The sequence below is a fragment of the Caloramator sp. Dgby_cultured_2 genome (assembly GCF_028872215.1).
Classification (GTDB): domain Bacteria; phylum Bacillota; class Clostridia; order Clostridiales; family Caloramatoraceae; genus Caloramator; species Caloramator australicus.
Window position 1 is genome coordinate 1,832,339 of sequence record NZ_CP118396.1, and the last position, 16,427, is coordinate 1,848,765.

Genomic DNA, 16,427 nt, shown 5'->3' on the forward strand with positions numbered 1-16,427 from the left:
ATTTTAACAATATAAGGTAATCATCAAATATTAAAGCCATGTTACAAAATATGATTATATTTGACCAATATTGACATTGTTTTGTTCATAACATTATTTATTTATGATATAATGTCTTTAGCTTTAATGATGTTAGGAGGGGAAAATGAAAATCAGTAGGTTTGGTAAAAACATAATAAAGCTAATAGCAAGTATTTCCATCTCATTTTTATTTCTAACGCTTATATCCTACTTTTTTGTGTTATATTCAGGTTTAACAAAACTTCAAAATAATGCAAAGGAAACCGTTGAACTTGCACAAAAATGATCAATGGAGATAAACTGCAAAAAGTTTGGAAATCTAAAGATATGAATTCTAAAGACTTTAAAGATATAAAGGATAGTCTAATTAAAGCTAAAAGTAATAGCGATGTTAAATTTATTTATACTCTTTTTGTAGATAATGACAAAGTTTATTTTATTGTTGATGGTGCAACAGAAGATGCAGCCTCCTTAGGTGAAGAATATGTTTATAAAAAGGAAATGTCATTAGCTATGAAAGGGAAGATATCTGTGTTAAACTTTCCCATAAAAGACAAATGGGGCACTTTTATTTCTGCCTATGCTCCTGTTAAAAATTCAAACGGGGAAATAATTGGAATTGTAGCTGCTGATATGGATATCTCAGTTTTTGAATACATTAACTCCAAGCTAATAGCTTCTATTATCTACATATTCATAATAGTTTTTATAATTGCTATCTTTTTATAAATAGATATTCTAAAAATGTTGTATTACAAATCGACAATGCCCTTACAAATATAAACGAACTTTCATCTGGAAATCTTACTGTTAAATTAGATGCTAATACTAAGGATGAAATAGAAGATATCATCAAAAAGACGAATGAATTTAGGTTAGCAGTTAATAATATGTTATTAAGTATAAAGAATAACTTTTTAACATTAAATGATCAGGCTCAAAATTTATCCTATGTTGCAAAGGAATTACAAAAGGCCTCAGAAGACGTTTCAACTTCAATGCAATCAACAAGTTATGATATGGAAAATCAAAATCAAACCATAGAAAAAATAGTTAGCTTAACTAGGGATTTCAACGATAAAATACAAAAATTGTAGCTTTAATTGAAGAGATAGAAAAGGACACTACAAATATAAATACACTATTAAAAGACGGAAGCAAAAATATTAATTCTTTTATAACTTCTATGGATGAAATAAATACTTCCTTTGGATTTGTTGCAAGAAGTATAGAAAACCTTAATTTAAATATCAATAAAATTAGCGAGATATTGGGCCTTATAAATAATATAGCAGAACAAACCAATCTTCTTGCTCTAAACGCAGCTATTGAAGCTGCAAGGGCAGGTGAAAGTGGAAAAGGATTTGCTGTTGTAGCAGAGGAAATAAGAAAGCTTGCAGAAAGATCAAAAGAATCAGCCCTAAATATAGCTGAAATAATTAATACTATTTCAAAGGAAAATGAACTTGTAATAAAAAACACCAACAATATGACAATGACTATTCAAAATCAAATTCAAAATAATAAAAATACTACTGAAATATTTAAGGAGCTATTAAATACTATTTCAAATTTAATTCCTAAGATTAATAACATATATACACATGCACTAGAAGTAAATAGCAAAAAAGATGATATCCTGAATAATTTAAATACTTCTTCTGAGAGCTTAAATAATGTTTCTTCTGTAATAACAGAAATAGCTGCAACATCAGAGGAATTATACTCATCATCAGAGGAGGTTGCAAGAGCTTCAATAATCCTTAAAGAAATGTCTGATGAGATGGTAAAAGAGATTAACAAATTTAAACTTAACGAATAAAAATTCCCTCAACCTTAAGTTGAGGGAATTTTTATTAATACATATCTGGCATTCCGCCTGGCATTGGGTTATCCTTCTTTTCTGGGATGTCTGCAACAACAGCTTCAGTTGTTAAGAATGTAGCAGCAACTGATGCAGCGTTTTGAAGTGCTGATCTTGTAACCTTAGTTGGGTCAACTATACCAGCTTCTATCATGTTGATATACTTTTCATGTAGAGCATCGAATCCGATTCCTCTTTCGCTTGCCTTAACCTTTTCAACAACTACAGCTCCGTCGTATCCAGCGTTTTCTGCTATTTGTCTTAGTGGTTCTTCAAGAGCTCTCTTCACTATGCTGATACCAACCTTAACGTCAGATTCAGTTTCCTTTGCTTCAAGTTCAGCAACAGCAGGAATTACATTGATGTAAGCTGTTCCACCACCTGGAACTATACCTTCTTCTACTGCTGCCTTTGTAGCGTTTAGAGCGTCTTCTATTCTTAATTTCTTTTCCTTTAATTCTGTTTCTGTTGCAGCACCAACCTTTATAACTGCAACTCCACCAGCAAGCTTTGCAAGTCTTTCTTGTAATTTTTCTCTATCGAAATCTGAAGTAGTTTCTTCAATTTGAGCCTTGATTTGAGCAACTCTTGCCTTGATATCCTCCTTGTCGCCTCTTCCGTTAACTATTGTAGTATTTTCCTTTGTAACCTTTACTCTTTCTGCTCTACCGAGCATAGTTATGTCAGCATCTCTTAAATCTCTTCCAAGTTCTTCGGAAATCACTTGACCACCAGTTAAGATAGCAATGTCTTGAAGCATTTCTTTTCTTCTATCGCCAAATCCAGGAGCCTTAACTGCAACACAAGTGAAAGTTCCTCTTAGCTTGTTAACTACAAGTGTTGCAAGAGCTTCACCTTCAACATCTTCAGCTATGATAAGTAGCTTTCTTCCTTGTTGAACTATTTGTTCAAGAACTGGAAGAATGTCTTGGATATTTGAAATCTTTTTATCAGTTATAAGTATATATGGATCATCAAGAACAGCTTCCATCTTTTCAGCATCAGTTACCATATATGGACTTATATATCCTCTATCAAATTGCATACCTTCAACAACTTCAAGCTCTGTTCCCATTGTCTTTGATTCTTCAACAGTTATAACTCCTTCGTTGCCTACCTTTTCCATAGCATCAGCGATAAGCTGACCTATTTCTTCATCAGCAGCTGATATAGCAGCAACTCTTGCTATATCTTCTCTTCCCTTTACATGTTGTGAAATCTTCTTAATTTCTTCAACTGCAACATCAACAGCCTTCTTGATACCATTTCTTACAAGCATTGGGTTAGCACCAGCTGTAACATTCTTTAAACCTTCTCTTATTATTGCTTGTGCAAGTAATGTAGCTGTTGTTGTTCCGTCACCTGCAACATCGTTAGTCTTTGTTGCAACTTCCTTCACAAGTTGAGCCCCCATGTTTTCATATGGGTCTTGAAGTTCTATTTCCCTTGCGATTGAAACACCATCGTTTGTTATAAGTGGTGCACCGAATTTTTTATCAAGAACAACGTTTCTTCCCTTTGGTCCTAAAGTTATCTTAACAGTGTTAGCAAGCTTATCAACGCCTCTTTGCATCGCTCTTCTTGCTTCTTCACCGAACATTATTTCCTTTGCCATCCTAATCACCCCTTCAAGTTAATTATTCTATAACTGCAAGAATGTCGCTTAAATTTAATATAGTATATTCTTCTCCATCAAGCTTTACTTCGTTTCCTGAATACTTTGAGAAGATTACCTTATCACCAACATTTAAAACTACCTTGTCATCTCTGTTAACATCTGGACCGATGGCGATAACTTCAGCCATTTGTGGCTTTTCCTTTGCACTTCCTGGTAAAACTATACCGCTTTTTGTAGTTTCTTCAGCTTCAATCTTCTTGATAACAACTCTGTCACCAAGTGGTCTAAGTTTCATCGATACCCCTCCTTACGTGTATTTTTATTTTAATATATTGGTTACTATGTAATCTTCTTGTTAGCACTCACTCTTATTGAGTGCTAATCACACTTTTAATATTAAAGAATTGGAATAATATTATCAAATTTCTATTATTAAGGCATTTTATTAAAATATGCTTATATAAGAAATTATATTAATTTATCTTATTATTTCACTTATTTTCTTCATTTTGCTCATTTTCTGGTAGTATTCTAATCTCATTAATTTTTGTATAGTTCCTTATAAAGCTAAAATAATCCATTAGTATAGAAAATCTTGAATATCTAATATCTCGTTTAGTAAAGTCAATTGTAGAATTAATAATATTATTGGATATTTGATAACTAAACCCATCCCTTAGAATTACTTTCCTTGTTTTTGATATCGCGCTAAAATATCTGAATTTAATTTATCAATGCTAATAGAAACAAAAACTTTACTTTTCCCTAATTTCAAAAGCTCCTCAATCCTATCCATGATATAGAGCCTTAATCCTTCATTTTTGTATTCTAAAAGCTCAACGGCATAGTCAAATTTTTTCCCCTTTATGCTTCTGCATATATAGTAATCTCCTAAAATTAAAAAGAACAACATTATTAATATTTGCCATTTAAATTTAAAATATAAATTAAAAATTGAAGAAAAGTAAATAAAGAAAGAAAAAGGAACTAATGTTAAATTGATATTATAGTCAAAAATTTCTAAGATCCTGTTTATTCTCTCATCCTTAAAAAGTAGATGAGTAAAATTTAATATATTTGATATTATAAAATAGTTTATTCCAAAGATGGATAAAAATAATTTAAAATCCCTTTGGTGGGTAACTAAAACAATAATAAAAGAATTTATCAAGGAAAACGAAAAATCAATAATTAAGTCCTTTTTTAGTCCAACTGAATACAAAAGATATTTGTATTTTAAAATATCTGTTTGAAGGTTATATAGTAGCCATTCCTTCCCATATAAAAATTCTTTAAAGTTAAACTCATAAATCAGATCCTTATTTAATACAAAAATCTTATCATCATAAACCTGAACATCCACAAAAGCATCCAATCCAAATTTTTGAGGATATATTATAGTAGAATTTTTCCCATCAAAATCATAAATTAATATCTTATCCTTTTTCCCCGTAATATGAAGGACAAAATTATTTTGGATAATAAAAATCTTGGCAATAATTTCATCCCTGCTTTTATAGTTAATATCCCACCCTTCAATTCGTTTGCCAAAATAGTTTATCTTTATAACTTTAAAATTATTATCCTTATCAAAACCAGCAATGTAAAGGTAATTATCCATAACCAAAAAGGTGCTGGTAAAAAGAAGGTCTGCAATATAAATATTCTTAACCTCATTAAGGTTTTGATTTAAAACCTTAATAACAGAAATATCCGAAACCCTTCCAAGGCAATAAAGGTAATTCCCATAAAAGTGAAAATCAAAGAATACTCCATCCAATAGAAGCCTTTTTTCTTCATCTGATTTTATGTAAAGATCCGTTTTATTATCATAAACCCTATAAAATATCCGTATATTTTTTCTTACTAATCCAAAGCCATCCAAAACCTCTTCTATTACTTTTTTCCATCCTCCTGACAGCAAAACAAACCCTCATGCTTATTGGGTTTATCGAAATAATATATCTTATCCTCATAGAAATCAAAGCTGGTTGGACAAATAGAATCTATTAGTTTAATTTTTTCCATAGATAGCCCCCTTTTGGAATGCTATCTATAATTATTAACAAACTAAAAAAATTAAACCCTCTTTTCCCTCGCATAATAAAAAGATATTGCTGTGCAAAACCTGCTAAATCTCCAAATTTTTGCCTTCCAAAGTCTCTAATTCTTTTTAAACTCACATCAGGGGCAAGGTAAAACCTTTGCATTATCCTTTTAACCCAAACATCCACAGGAAAGGCGTCATACTTTTGCATTGAAAAGAGCAAGACACAGTCGGCAACCTTAGGTCCAACCCCCTTAAACTGCAAAAGCTTTTCCTGTGCAGCATCCGTATCAAGGGTCATTATTTCATCTAAACTTATATTTTCTTCGTATATTCTTTTAACAGCCTCATATATGTAAACTGCTCTAAATCCAGTTCCGCACTCTTCAAGCTCATCTATGGAGGCCTCCTTTAATTCTTCTATGCTGGGGAAAGAGTAAAATTCCATATCTTTAAATATAATTTTCTTTCCAAATCTTTTAGATATATTATCAACAGCTTTTTTAATCATGGGGATTCTATTGTTTGCTGAAATTATAAAGGATATCAAAGTTTCAAAGGGCTCCTGCTTTAAAAGTCTAATACCATATCCGTGTTCAACGGCCTCTTTTAAAACCTCATCCTCCCTTAGTCTTTCCTTTATTTTCCCATAGTCCCTATCAAGGTCAAAATACTTCCTCCAAAAGTCCTCATCCTCCTTTTTTCCTCCCTCTATATAAACGTCGCCATCTTTTTATACACAAAAGCTACCCTTCCAGATACAACTCCTATATATCCGTTTTCATATTTATTCCATCTAAAGCATTGTCCACACTCAAATATATGTTCAGGCTCAAAATCCATAGCATTTTTTATAAATAACCCCTTATCATACTCTCTTAACTCCATGTCATCACCTCTTAACCAATTTCTCCTCCCTATTATACCTTATGACAAAAAATAAACCAGGCAAACCTGGTTTATTTTAGCTTCTCCTTTATAATATTCCAAAGGCTTCTATCCTCCCATCCAAGGCTCCATGCTCCAGAACCAGCTAAATCATACTGTCTTATAAAATCAATTCTCCAAGCCATTGAAGTTTCATCCTCAAGCCATACTATATATTTGTATCCGTCTAAATTATATTCAATAACATTTTGCTTTGCCCTATCGTCAAAATAAACTTGTCCACCATATTGGTTCATAAGTTCATAAGCTTTTTAGTTGTTATTGCCTGGGAGGATACCACAATATCTGTTGGTTTATTTGCGATGATCTTCATGGCATAGGATTTTGGGATATATCCTATTTTGCCGTCAGCTTCTATCTTATACCAGCTTGTAAGTTCCTCAATTAGTTTATACGAATTGCCTTTTGTTGTGGTTGCAATCTTGGTGCTACTTGTGTTTGCATTAACATAAATAGGAACGTTTGTTGAAGTAATAGCTACAGTAACATAGGGATTGTTTATCGTTACAGTTTTATAAAGTCTTAAATAAAAGGGAACACCAAGTATCAACTTTTCCTTAGGGATACCCAAATTTAATAACTCCTCAATAGACGACTTAACCCAAGGGAATGATCCTACAGAACCTGGAGTTTTTGATTCTGCAACATGTTCATCATAGGCCATTAATATCATATAGTCTACATAATTGATTAAAGCTAATCTATCATACCATTTTGACCATGTATCTGAAGTTGAAATCCTCGTAACGTCCACAGAAACAGCCATATTATATTTTTTAAGTTCAGATGACAAATCCTTTACAAAGGCAGTAAAAAGGTCTTTATTTTTCATTCCTAATGCCTCAAAATCTATGTTTATTCCATCCACATCATACTGCCTTGCAAGGGACACTATACTATCTATTACTTTTTTCTTATCGTAGGATTTGTAAATACCACATAGGCCCTTTCTGCATTAAACTCTGCAAATCTTGGCCAAACCTCATATCCATTCTTATGGGCTCTTTTTACATATTCCAAGTCGGCATTATCAGCCACATAAATGCTTGATGGGTTTTTATAATCCCCTTCAATATCAAACCAAGTTGGCGATAGGACATCAAGTCCTAATTGTGAAGATTTTATATTTACATAATCCGTATCTTCATCGTAGGTATAAATATTTTTTGATCTATTATAAACATACTGCCAAGCTAAAGTTATTTTCTTATTTGGAACATCATTTAATAATTCAACATTATCCTTATGGATATATCCGATTGAGCTACCCATTATTATTTTAAAATAATCGCCCTCTATTCCAAGAATTTTGTAAACTTCGTCCTTTAAAAGCATTCTATCGCTTTGAGTTCCATCGGTTTGCTTTAACATAAATATATCTTCTTTTATTTTGATATATCTTCCTACCAATGGATTTTCTTCTCTATTTGGAGTATAAACTGCAACATAATCCTTGTGAATATATCCCTTATTTGTTCTTAAAAAGCTTCCTGATGCCCCTATAATCGTTACAATATTACCTCTATAATACTTCCCAACAATTGGACTATTAAGGGAAGGTAACTTCCTTATATTTAATGTTGAACTCTTAACTATTACTTTATAACTTTTAAATGCTTGTCCACTATTTGAAGAATATATTTTTATATATTTTGAACTATTATAGACATATCCTTTATTAGTCTTAACAAAACCTCCTGACTTTCCAATAACGGTAAAAACTGTCCCCTTAGTATATTTCCCTACTACCTTTGAACTTAAACTTGGAAGACTTCGAATATTGACATAATTCGAAACGACCTGCATCTGATATGGCTTAAAAGTGGCTGCTTTTATTTTTAAGTTGCTAAATTGAAAAACCATTACTACTAAAATAAGAAAAATACTAGTTGTAACCCTTAATGTTTTCAATTGCTACATCCCCCTTAAAGATGCAATTTTTCGACAATTAGTTAAGTTTATTATAAAAAAAATTGGGCCTTAATCAACGCCCAATTTTTTCCTTAAAAAGTTCCGCCTCATTAAGCCTGTAACTTAAAGTTAACAAGCTTTCACTTAAATGAACATTTTCAACTATAACATCGTCAGGAACATTTAAATCGGTTGGAGCAAAGTTCCATATTGCCTTGATGCCACATTTTACAAAAATATCAGCTATCTTTTGAGCCTGTTCCTTGGGAACGCATATTATTCCTATATCCACATGGTTATTCTTTAAAAATTCCTCTAGATTGTCAACATCCTGTATTATTTTATCCCTTATGCTTATTCCTATTAGTTTAGGATTTCTATCAAAAATACCAACTAGGTGAAACCCTAACCTTTCAAAATTTGTATAATTTGCAACTGCCTGGCCTATGTTTCCCGCTCCAACAATAACGGTATTATAATTTTTATTAAGCCCCAAAATTTTTCCTATCTCGTCATATAATGCCCTTACATTATATCCATAACCCTGTTGTCCAAAATCTCCAAAGTTATTAAGGTCCTGTCTTATTTGAGATGCTGTAAAACCGATTCTCTCTGAAAGCTCCTTTGATGAAATCCTCTCTACGTCATTTCTTAAAAGCTCTCCAAGATACCTGTAATATTTAGGCAATCTCCTTACTACAGCCATAGAAATCATCGTTTTTTTCCCATATCATCACCTAACCTATTGTTTATAATTTAACACATAATTCTAAAAATTATAGCACTTTTATTTAATTATATAGCAAATTCATAGTGTAAAATTATTGTAGGACGAAAAAAGACAAAAATTTAAAAGAGACAACCCCTGTGATAAAATAAAAGTGAAAAAACACACAAACCAATAAGGGGGTGTCTCTTTTGAATAATATTATACAACAACATTTAATAAATTTCACTACTAAATTAATAAAAAATGTTGAAGAAACTATATCAAAAGAATGGGATCTAACAAAACTTGTTGATGTAGTTAAAAAAATGACTGATGAATTAGGAGCAAACATAATAAAGGACTTTTTAGAAGAATTAGATAAAACGATTAAAGAAGATGAAAAAAGGAAAAAGGGATGGGTAGTAGAAAGGAAAGACAAGAAAAAGATTGTAACAATGCTAGGCGAAATAGAATATGCAAGAACGTATTACAAATCTAAGAAGAATGGGGAATATAGATATTTACTTGATGAAATTATAGGGATAAGCAAACATGAGAAGGTAGATAAAGAAGTAAAGATAAAGCTGGTGGAGAACGCAATTAATATGTCCTATGAGGAGAGTAGTAAAATAACATGTCCGGAGAAACTAAGTAGACAGACAGTATTTAATGCAATAAGACAGGTAGGAGAAGTAGAAGTAAAAGGGAAGTAAAAGAAAAGAGGAAAGTAAGGGTGCTATACATAGAAGCAGATGAGGATCATGTGGCATTGCAGGATGGGAAGAAGGAGATGCCAAGGCTTGTATATATACATGAAGGAAGGCAAAGCAAAAATGGGAGAAACGAATTAAAGAATGTATATTACAAAGCATACGTTGGTGTAGAAGCTGAAGAAATATGGATAGATGTAGCGAATTATGTGTATGACAATTATGAAATAGAGAGCATAGAAAAGATATACATAGCAGGAGATGGAGCAAGATGGATAAAGGAAGGAATGGAATGGATTCCGAAAGCGAAATTTGTATTAGATAGATATCATTTGAACAAATACATAATAAGAGGGACAGCAAAGCGAGAAGAATATAGGCAAAAGATATGGGGAGCGATAAATGAAGGGGATAAGAAGGTTTTAAGGGAGATATTTAAGGAGTTAATAAATATAGCAGAAACTAAGACAGAAAAGGAGAGAGCAAAAGAAGCAAGGAGATATATATTAAATAACTGGGAAGGGATAGTAATATATAAAGAGGACGAGGATGTAATAGGATGCAGTGCAGAAGGGCATATAAGCCATGTATTATCAGCGAGATTAAGCAGTAGGCCATTAGGATGGAGTAAAGAGGGATTAAAGATAATGGCAAAGCTAAGGGTATTTAGCAGGAATGGAGGTAATTTAAGGGAAATAAGTATATACAAGGAAGATGTTGAAACATTTAGATTAAATAAAAAGAAGATAAAAGAAACAATTAAAAGAATAAATAATTCTTCACGAGAAGGAATAAATAATATAACAATATTAAACATTGGAAAAGTAACACCGATGTATAAGATATTAAAATCAATTAAATATGAAAATATAATTTAAAGTTTAAAAGTTTACGAAAGTCTTGATTTTAAACATTTTAGGGGGTTGTCTATAAAAATTAACCTACAATATCTTGACACTATCTAGCAAATTATTTGATTTGAAAAGATGCCTTATATATTGTAAAATACCTTATGAAGGTTGAGGTGAAACTATGGTTATTTTAGAAGCACAAAATATATCAAAATCCTATGGTGTGGATGTTATTCTAAAGGACGTAAACTTTAAAATAGAAGATAATGAAAAAGTAGGACTTGTAGGAAAAAATGGAGCAGGTAAAACAACTTTGTTTAAAATATTATCAAAACAGCTTGAACCAGATAGCGGCTCTATTTTTATAAGCAGCGGCAAAACCATAGGACTTTTATCCCAAATCGTAGATTTTGATGAGGAAAATACCGTATTTGAGGAAGCAATGAGTGTTTTTAATAATATTAAATCAATCGAAAAAGACTAAGAGAACTTGAAGTTCTTATCTCTAAAGAAACTGATTCTCTAAAACACAATATGCTTCTTGAGGAATATGGCACTTTAATGGAAAGCTTCGAGGGTTTAAACGGATATGCTATAGACAAGTGAAGTAAAAAAGTTTTAACTGGACTTGGAATAAAACAGGAGGATTTTAATAAAAAGGTTGTTTATCTTTCTGGAGGACAAAAACCAGACTTTCTTTAGCAAAGCTTCTACTTAAAAAACCTGACATTATGCTTCTTGATGAACCTACAAATCATCTTGATTTAGATGCCATTTCTTTTTAGAAAATTTTTAAAGGAATTTAAGGGAAGCTGCATAATAATATCCCACGATAGATACTTTTTAGATGTGGTTACAAGCAAAACCTTTGAATTAATAGATGGAATCATAGAAGAATACAACGGCAATTATACATTCTTCATTAACGAAAGACAAAAACGGCTTGAAGAAAAACTTAAGGACTATGAACTTCAGCAAAAGGAAATTAGGCGCCTTGAAGAAATGATAGAAAGGTTCCGATCCTTTAACAGAGAAAAGAGCATAAAACAGGCTGAAAGTAAAGAAAAAATGTTAAACAAAATAGAAAGAATTGAAAAACCTAATTTGAAGGAAAAAAGTATAGGGTTAAAATTTGAAGTAAAAGTCCAAAGCGGCTTTGACGTTTTAACCGTTGAAAATTTAAAAAGTCCTATGAAAAAGTTTTGTTTGAGAATATTTCCTTTAGCATCAAACGCAAAGAAAGGGTTGCCCTAATTGGTCCTAACGGTAAAGGGAAAACTACCCTTTTAAAATAATATGTGGATTAGAAGATTATGATATGGGCTTTGTAAAACTTGGTAAAAATCTTCATATCGGATATTATGATCAGGAGCAGAACAATCTATCATTAGAAAAACCGTCCTTGAAGAAGTTTGGGATGAATACCCTGACCTTACAACAACACAGATTAGAAATTATCTTGCAGCATTTTTATTTACAGGGGATGATGTATTCAAACCTGTTTCATCCCTATCCGGTGGTGAAAGGGCAAGGTTATCTCTTTTAAAGATTATGTTAAAAAGGCCCAATTTCCTTCTTCTTGATGAGCCTACAAATCACCTTGATATATTTTCAAGGGAAGCCCTCGAAAGGGCACTTTTAGAATACGACGGAACTATATTTGCAATATCCCATGACAGATATTTTTTAAATAAAATATTCGAAAAAATCCTCGAGTTTGATGGACAATCTATTTGTGAATACTTAGGAAATTTTGATTACTATCTCCAAAAGAAAAACTCAAAAGATGAAGATATAATCTTTACTCAAGGAAAAACCAAAACACAAATAAGAGAAGAAAGAAAAAACTCAACGAAATTAAAAGACAGAAAAAGGCTTTTGAGGAAGAATTAAAAACAATTGAATCAAAAATAGAAGAAATAGAAAATCATATAAGTAGTCTTGAAGAAATGCTATGCAAAGAAGAAATTTATTCTAATTCAGAAAAAGTAATTGAGGTTACAAAAGAATTAAACACTAACAAAAATACATTAAACGAACTTTATAACAAATGGGAAGAGCTTATTAATCAAATATAGGCTGTCCTATCGGACAGCCTGAATTTTTCTATGGCCTTTCTTAGCTCCTCAATTGAGAAGGGCTTTTGCATTATTTCATCCACATAAATTAAATCCTCTTCCTTTAATTTGCCAAGCCAACCTGTCATAAGAATAAAAAAGGTTTTAGGATATTGTTCTTTTATTCTTTTGGCTATCTCAACTCCTGTTATTCCCGGCATAGCAAGGTCACAAATAACAGCGTCAAAGCTTTTTGATTTTAGAACATGTTCTATTTCTCCGTTATCAGTTACAACTGAACAATCATGACCTAATAGGCTTAACATCTCATTGACAGCATTGGCAACATGGACCTGATCATCAATGATTAATATCTTTAAGCTATTGCTTTCGCTGCAACTTAATGTATTTTCTTTTTCCTTTACCTTAATCTCCCTTATAGGTAGTTTTATCGTAAACTCTGAACCGTAATTTTCTCTACTTTCAACCTCTATCGTTCCATCCATAGAAGTTATAATGTTATAAACAATATGAAGTCCTAAACCATTGCCCCTTTCGTTTTTAGTTGTAAAAAGGGCTCAAATATCCTTGCTAAAACTTCTTTGCTCATTCCTATTCCTGTATCTTTTACTTTAATAACAACGTATTTATCCTCATTATAGGAATTTATTTCTATCTTTCCTCCGTTAGGCATTGCATCAACCGCATTTGAGATTAAATTTACAAAAACTTCCCTTACCTCCGTCACAATTCCTTCAACGAAAGCACCTGATTTTAAATCCAATAAAACATCTATTTTTTTATCTTCAACTTGAGCTTCATAGACCCATTTAGGTTTAGTGATCTCTACTGAATGGATGATAGCCTTATCTATATCAACATATTCAACAACCTTATTTCTTCTGCTTGAAAATTCCTGTATTCTTTTTACTATTTTAGCTCCATCCTTTGCGCTTTCCTCTATCATGTCTAAATACTTAATAAGCTCTTTATCGTCAATTTTATCTTTAAGAACCTGGACATATCCAAGGATAGGGGTTAAAATGTTGTTAAATTCGTGGGCAACTCCCCCGTAAGCTCCCCTAAAGCTTGAAGTTTACTGGCAAGAAGCATACCATCTTGAATTTTTTGTAGTTTTTAAACTGAAGTATCATTTTAGCAACTGTTTCACAAACTTTATATAAAAACTCCGCATTTTCATTTAAGGTGTTATTTACATCCCTCGATGCTAACCATAAATATCCAAAATTAATATCATTATATTTTATCGGCAATATTGCACAGGTAAATATATTATATTTATTCAATATTTCCTTAAACCTTTCTTCTACATCCTCGGTATTAATTAGTATATATTTTACTTTATTAAAGTATTTTTCTATTCTACTTTTTATTTGCTGCGTATAATAAAGTTCAATCATCTTTTCAGGAACATTATAAGCTATGATATCACTAACCTGTTCTAAACTTGGAGACAAATCAACAAGACCAAAGGAGGCATAGTTAGTATTGCATATATACTTTAGGGTGGTTTCGATTATTTCCCTTTCATCCCTTTTATAAGAAATTTCCGTGGATAAGTTGCTTATAAATCCAAATATCTTATTCTCCCTTACTGATTTTTCCCTTCGTTTTAAGAAGGTGTAAACTATGCCTAGGGTTTCCTCATAGGAAAAACTTACAATATCCTTATTATGAACAAATATTTCATTAATTACCTTGTATATGAAATTTGGATTTAGGTGGGTTATCGCAAAAAGCCATCAACACCAAATTTATCGATATTATATATTGAAAGTGCTGATACTGGATAGGATTTAAATATATCATCTAGTTTCTTTTCATAGTAATATAATTTATCCTCAGCATATTCGCTTTCAAAAAACATTCCCGATCAGCTACAATAGCCACCCCTGAAAAACCTTCAGCTAAAGCTGATTTTATTGTTTCAACTAAAAGGTGGGTATTAATGTAAACCTTTTTGTCAACAAAATAATCATAAGCAGAATCAATAACAAGCCTTCCACCTTCAACAAGAGAATTAAAATTATATCCGCACTGCTCCAAAAAAACTCTAGCTCATTTATATTTTGATTGTGTCTATAAAAAATACACTTTTTATTGTTTCTAAGGGCCCAATCAAAATAAAGAGCTATAATATCGACAACATTATCATCATCTGAAGAAATTAAATGATATCTAACCCCATCCTTGAAGTATTTATCCAGCTCCATAAATTCCTCCTGATTCTACAATCTTCTACAAATATTTTACTAATAATCCCCTTACCTTATCAATAGACATTTTGTACAAAACGATAAAAAATAAAAATATTATGTAAATTATCCACACAATCCACAAACTTATCCACATAATTTTGTCTTAAACTTCAAAGGTTGTAGGGATATTTTCCACATTATCCACAGTAAATTTTCAACAAACCTAACACCTTGTCCACAAAATTTGATATGAACTTAACAGGTTTTCTACAATCTTTCCCCAATCTTTAGATTAGGAAAGGCATTTAATGAGAGCTGCGATTGTCTGCCGCTTTTGTATGAAAAATATCCACTTGATGCTATCATAGCTGCATTGTCTGTGCATAGTATATTTGACGGATAATAAAACTTGAATCCATTTTTCTTGCTTAAATTTTCAAGTTCTTTTCTCAATCTTGAATTTGCAGCAACTCCGCCTGCAAGGGCGATTTTATTTACGTTAATTTTCTTTGCTGCCCATATCGTTTTGTTTGATAATACCTCCACCACAGACTTTTGAAAACTTGCTGCTACATCCTCCTTTTTAACTTCTATCCCCTGCATCTTCATTTTATTTAAATAGTTTAAAACAGCTGATTTTAATCCACTAAAGGAAAAATCAAAGGAATCCTCTTCTAAATAGGCCCTTGGAAAATCAATTGCATCTTCATTACCTTCTTTGGCTAATCTATCTATTAAAGGTCCACCAGGATATCCTAAATCTAAAGCTCTTGCTATTTTGTCAAAGGCCTCTCCAGCAGCATCATCCCTTGTTTTTCCTAATATCTCATAGGAATCGTAACCCTTAACATATACAAGATGAGTATGCCCTCCCGATACCACAAGGCATAAAAAAGGTGGTTCTAAATCCTTATGTTCTATATAATTTGCACAAATATGTCCTTCAATATGATTAACTCCAATAAACGGCTTTTTGTCGAAAAAGAAAGTCCCTTAGCAAAGGATAATCCAACTAAAAGGGCACCAACAAGGCCTGGGCCATAGGTTGCAGCAATTAAGTTTATATCATCTAATAAAACGTTTGCTTTATCAAGGGCTTCCTTCATAATAAGACTAATTATTTCAACATGCTTTCTTGAGGCTACTTCAGGCACTACCCCTCCGAACTTTTTATGGATATCTATTTGCGAGTAAATTATATTAGATAAAACCTCCCTACCATCTTTTACGACAGCTACCGAAGTTTCATCGCAGCTTGTTTCAATTCCTAAAGTCAAAAATTCCTTCATTCGACCCTCTCCTTTAATGAAAACTATATATTTTCTATATAATACTAATTTATGTCGAAAGATTTTTCTACATTTTTCGTCAAAAAAATGCTGATTTTTACAAAATCTTAACACACAAAATCAAAAATGATGCTATAATATAATTGCGGCAACAAAAAACCCCAACCCATTTACCCAATCAAC

General features: G+C 31.8%; 17 protein-coding genes and 5 pseudogenes. 6 read left to right on the forward strand and 16 right to left on the reverse strand.

From position 1 onward, the window contains the following. The first annotated feature begins 145 nt into the window (after positions 1 to 145). The 4 genes from PWK10_RS12745 (at position 146) to PWK10_RS12760 (ending at position 1,843) form a co-directional block, all read left to right on the forward strand. The gene (locus PWK10_RS12745) at positions 146 to 307 is read left to right on the forward strand and encodes a hypothetical protein (protein WP_274766297.1); all 162 of its coding nucleotides are present in this window, start codon (positions 146 to 148) and stop codon (positions 305 to 307) included. After that, positions 304 to 750 carry a PDC sensor domain-containing protein gene (locus PWK10_RS12750; protein ID WP_274766298.1) on the forward strand — a complete coding sequence of 149 codons (447 nt, stop codon included), beginning with the start codon at positions 304 to 306 and terminating at the stop codon, positions 748 to 750. Before PWK10_RS12745 ends, PWK10_RS12750 begins: the two co-directional genes overlap by 4 nt. Before the next feature lie 161 nt (positions 751 to 911). Then, positions 912 to 1,118 carry a hypothetical protein gene (locus tag PWK10_RS12755; RefSeq protein ID WP_274766299.1) on the forward strand — a complete coding sequence of 69 codons (207 nt, stop codon included), beginning with the start codon at positions 912 to 914 and terminating at the stop codon, positions 1,116 to 1,118. 35 nt (positions 1,119 to 1,153) lie between these two features. Next, positions 1,154 to 1,843, forward strand: coding sequence for a methyl-accepting chemotaxis protein (locus PWK10_RS12760; protein WP_274768270.1), 690 nt, complete (start codon positions 1,154 to 1,156; stop codon positions 1,841 to 1,843). Between the two features lie 34 nt (positions 1,844 to 1,877). Here PWK10_RS12760 and groL read toward each other — a convergent pair whose 3' ends face one another. The 9 genes and pseudogenes from groL to PWK10_RS12800 form a co-directional block, all read right to left on the reverse strand. Next, complete coding sequence (gene groL, locus PWK10_RS12765) at positions 1,878 to 3,500, reverse strand: chaperonin GroEL (protein WP_008909804.1); 1,623 nt, start codon at positions 3,498 to 3,500, stop codon at positions 1,878 to 1,880. 22 nt (positions 3,501 to 3,522) lie between these two features. Beyond that, complete coding sequence (locus tag PWK10_RS12770) at positions 3,523 to 3,798, reverse strand: co-chaperone GroES (RefSeq protein ID WP_008909805.1); 276 nt, start codon at positions 3,796 to 3,798, stop codon at positions 3,523 to 3,525. Between the two features lie 387 nt (positions 3,799 to 4,185). Continuing rightward, positions 4,186 to 5,427: a hypothetical protein gene (locus PWK10_RS12775; RefSeq protein ID WP_274766300.1), complete on the reverse strand. Its 1,242-nt coding sequence runs from the start codon at positions 5,425 to 5,427 to the stop codon at positions 4,186 to 4,188. Further along, the gene (locus PWK10_RS19980) at positions 5,400 to 5,531 is read right to left on the reverse strand and encodes a hypothetical protein (RefSeq protein ID WP_446715254.1); all 132 of its coding nucleotides are present in this window, start codon (positions 5,529 to 5,531) and stop codon (positions 5,400 to 5,402) included. Before PWK10_RS19980 ends, PWK10_RS12775 begins: the two co-directional genes overlap by 28 nt. Before the next feature lie 51 nt (positions 5,532 to 5,582). Then, positions 5,583 to 6,438: pseudogene (locus tag PWK10_RS12780) on the reverse strand (DNA-3-methyladenine glycosylase family protein). Positions 6,439 to 6,509: 71 nt separating this feature from the next. Continuing rightward, positions 6,510 to 6,734 (reverse strand): hypothetical protein, encoded by a 225-nt coding sequence (locus tag PWK10_RS12785; protein WP_274766301.1) that lies wholly within the window; start codon positions 6,732 to 6,734, stop codon positions 6,510 to 6,512. Continuing rightward, the gene (locus tag PWK10_RS12790; RefSeq protein ID WP_274766302.1) at positions 6,731 to 7,390 is read right to left on the reverse strand and encodes a glycosyl hydrolase family 18 protein; all 660 of its coding nucleotides are present in this window, start codon (positions 7,388 to 7,390) and stop codon (positions 6,731 to 6,733) included. Before PWK10_RS12790 ends, PWK10_RS12785 begins: the two co-directional genes overlap by 4 nt. Positions 7,391 to 7,401: 11 nt before the next feature. Further along, on the reverse strand, positions 7,402 to 8,409 hold the full coding sequence (locus tag PWK10_RS12795) for an SH3 domain-containing protein (protein WP_008909809.1): 1,008 nt from the start codon (positions 8,407 to 8,409) through the stop codon (positions 7,402 to 7,404). A 73-nt stretch (positions 8,410 to 8,482) separates the two neighbouring features. Continuing rightward, positions 8,483 to 9,124 (reverse strand): redox-sensing transcriptional repressor Rex, encoded by a 642-nt coding sequence (locus PWK10_RS12800; protein WP_274766303.1) that lies wholly within the window; start codon positions 9,122 to 9,124, stop codon positions 8,483 to 8,485. 194 nt (positions 9,125 to 9,318) lie between these two features. Here PWK10_RS12800 and PWK10_RS12805 point away from each other — a divergent pair. Both PWK10_RS12805 and PWK10_RS12810 read left to right on the forward strand, forming a co-directional pair. Beyond that, positions 9,319 to 10,706, forward strand: a pseudogene (locus PWK10_RS12805) (ISLre2 family transposase). A 154-nt stretch (positions 10,707 to 10,860) separates the two neighbouring features. Then, positions 10,861 to 12,757 (forward strand): annotated as a pseudogene (locus PWK10_RS12810) (ABC-F family ATP-binding cassette domain-containing protein). Here PWK10_RS12810 and PWK10_RS12815 read toward each other — a convergent pair. The 7 genes and pseudogenes from PWK10_RS12815 to tsaD all read right to left on the reverse strand — a co-directional run bounded on the left by PWK10_RS12815 (position 12,748) and on the right by tsaD (position 16,244). Then, on the reverse strand, positions 12,748 to 13,242 hold the full coding sequence (locus PWK10_RS12815; protein WP_274768271.1) for a response regulator: 495 nt from the start codon (positions 13,240 to 13,242) through the stop codon (positions 12,748 to 12,750). The pseudogene PWK10_RS12810 and the gene PWK10_RS12815 sit on opposite strands and share 10 nt — an antisense overlap. Before the next feature lie 32 nt (positions 13,243 to 13,274). Beyond that, on the reverse strand, positions 13,275 to 13,484 hold the full coding sequence (locus PWK10_RS18835) for an ATP-binding protein (RefSeq protein ID WP_342455793.1): 210 nt from the start codon (positions 13,482 to 13,484) through the stop codon (positions 13,275 to 13,277). 162 nt (positions 13,485 to 13,646) lie between these two features. Further along, positions 13,647 to 13,793, reverse strand: a pseudogene (locus tag PWK10_RS18840) (histidine kinase dimerization/phospho-acceptor domain-containing protein); the annotation flags it as partial. Positions 13,794 to 13,818: 25 nt separating this feature from the next. Next, positions 13,819 to 14,214, reverse strand: coding sequence for a hypothetical protein (locus PWK10_RS12825; protein ID WP_274766304.1), 396 nt, complete (start codon positions 14,212 to 14,214; stop codon positions 13,819 to 13,821). A gap of 269 nt (positions 14,215 to 14,483) precedes the next feature. Then, on the reverse strand, positions 14,484 to 14,624 hold the full coding sequence (locus tag PWK10_RS12830; protein WP_274766305.1) for a hypothetical protein: 141 nt from the start codon (positions 14,622 to 14,624) through the stop codon (positions 14,484 to 14,486). A 64-nt stretch (positions 14,625 to 14,688) separates the two neighbouring features. Continuing rightward, a complete protein-coding gene (locus PWK10_RS12835) occupies positions 14,689 to 14,970 on the reverse strand; it encodes a hypothetical protein (protein ID WP_274766306.1) in 282 nt (93 codons plus the stop codon). 252 nt (positions 14,971 to 15,222) lie between these two features. Next, positions 15,223 to 16,244: pseudogene (gene tsaD, locus PWK10_RS12840) on the reverse strand (tRNA (adenosine(37)-N6)-threonylcarbamoyltransferase complex transferase subunit TsaD). Between the last annotated feature and the right edge of the window lie 183 nt (positions 16,245 to 16,427).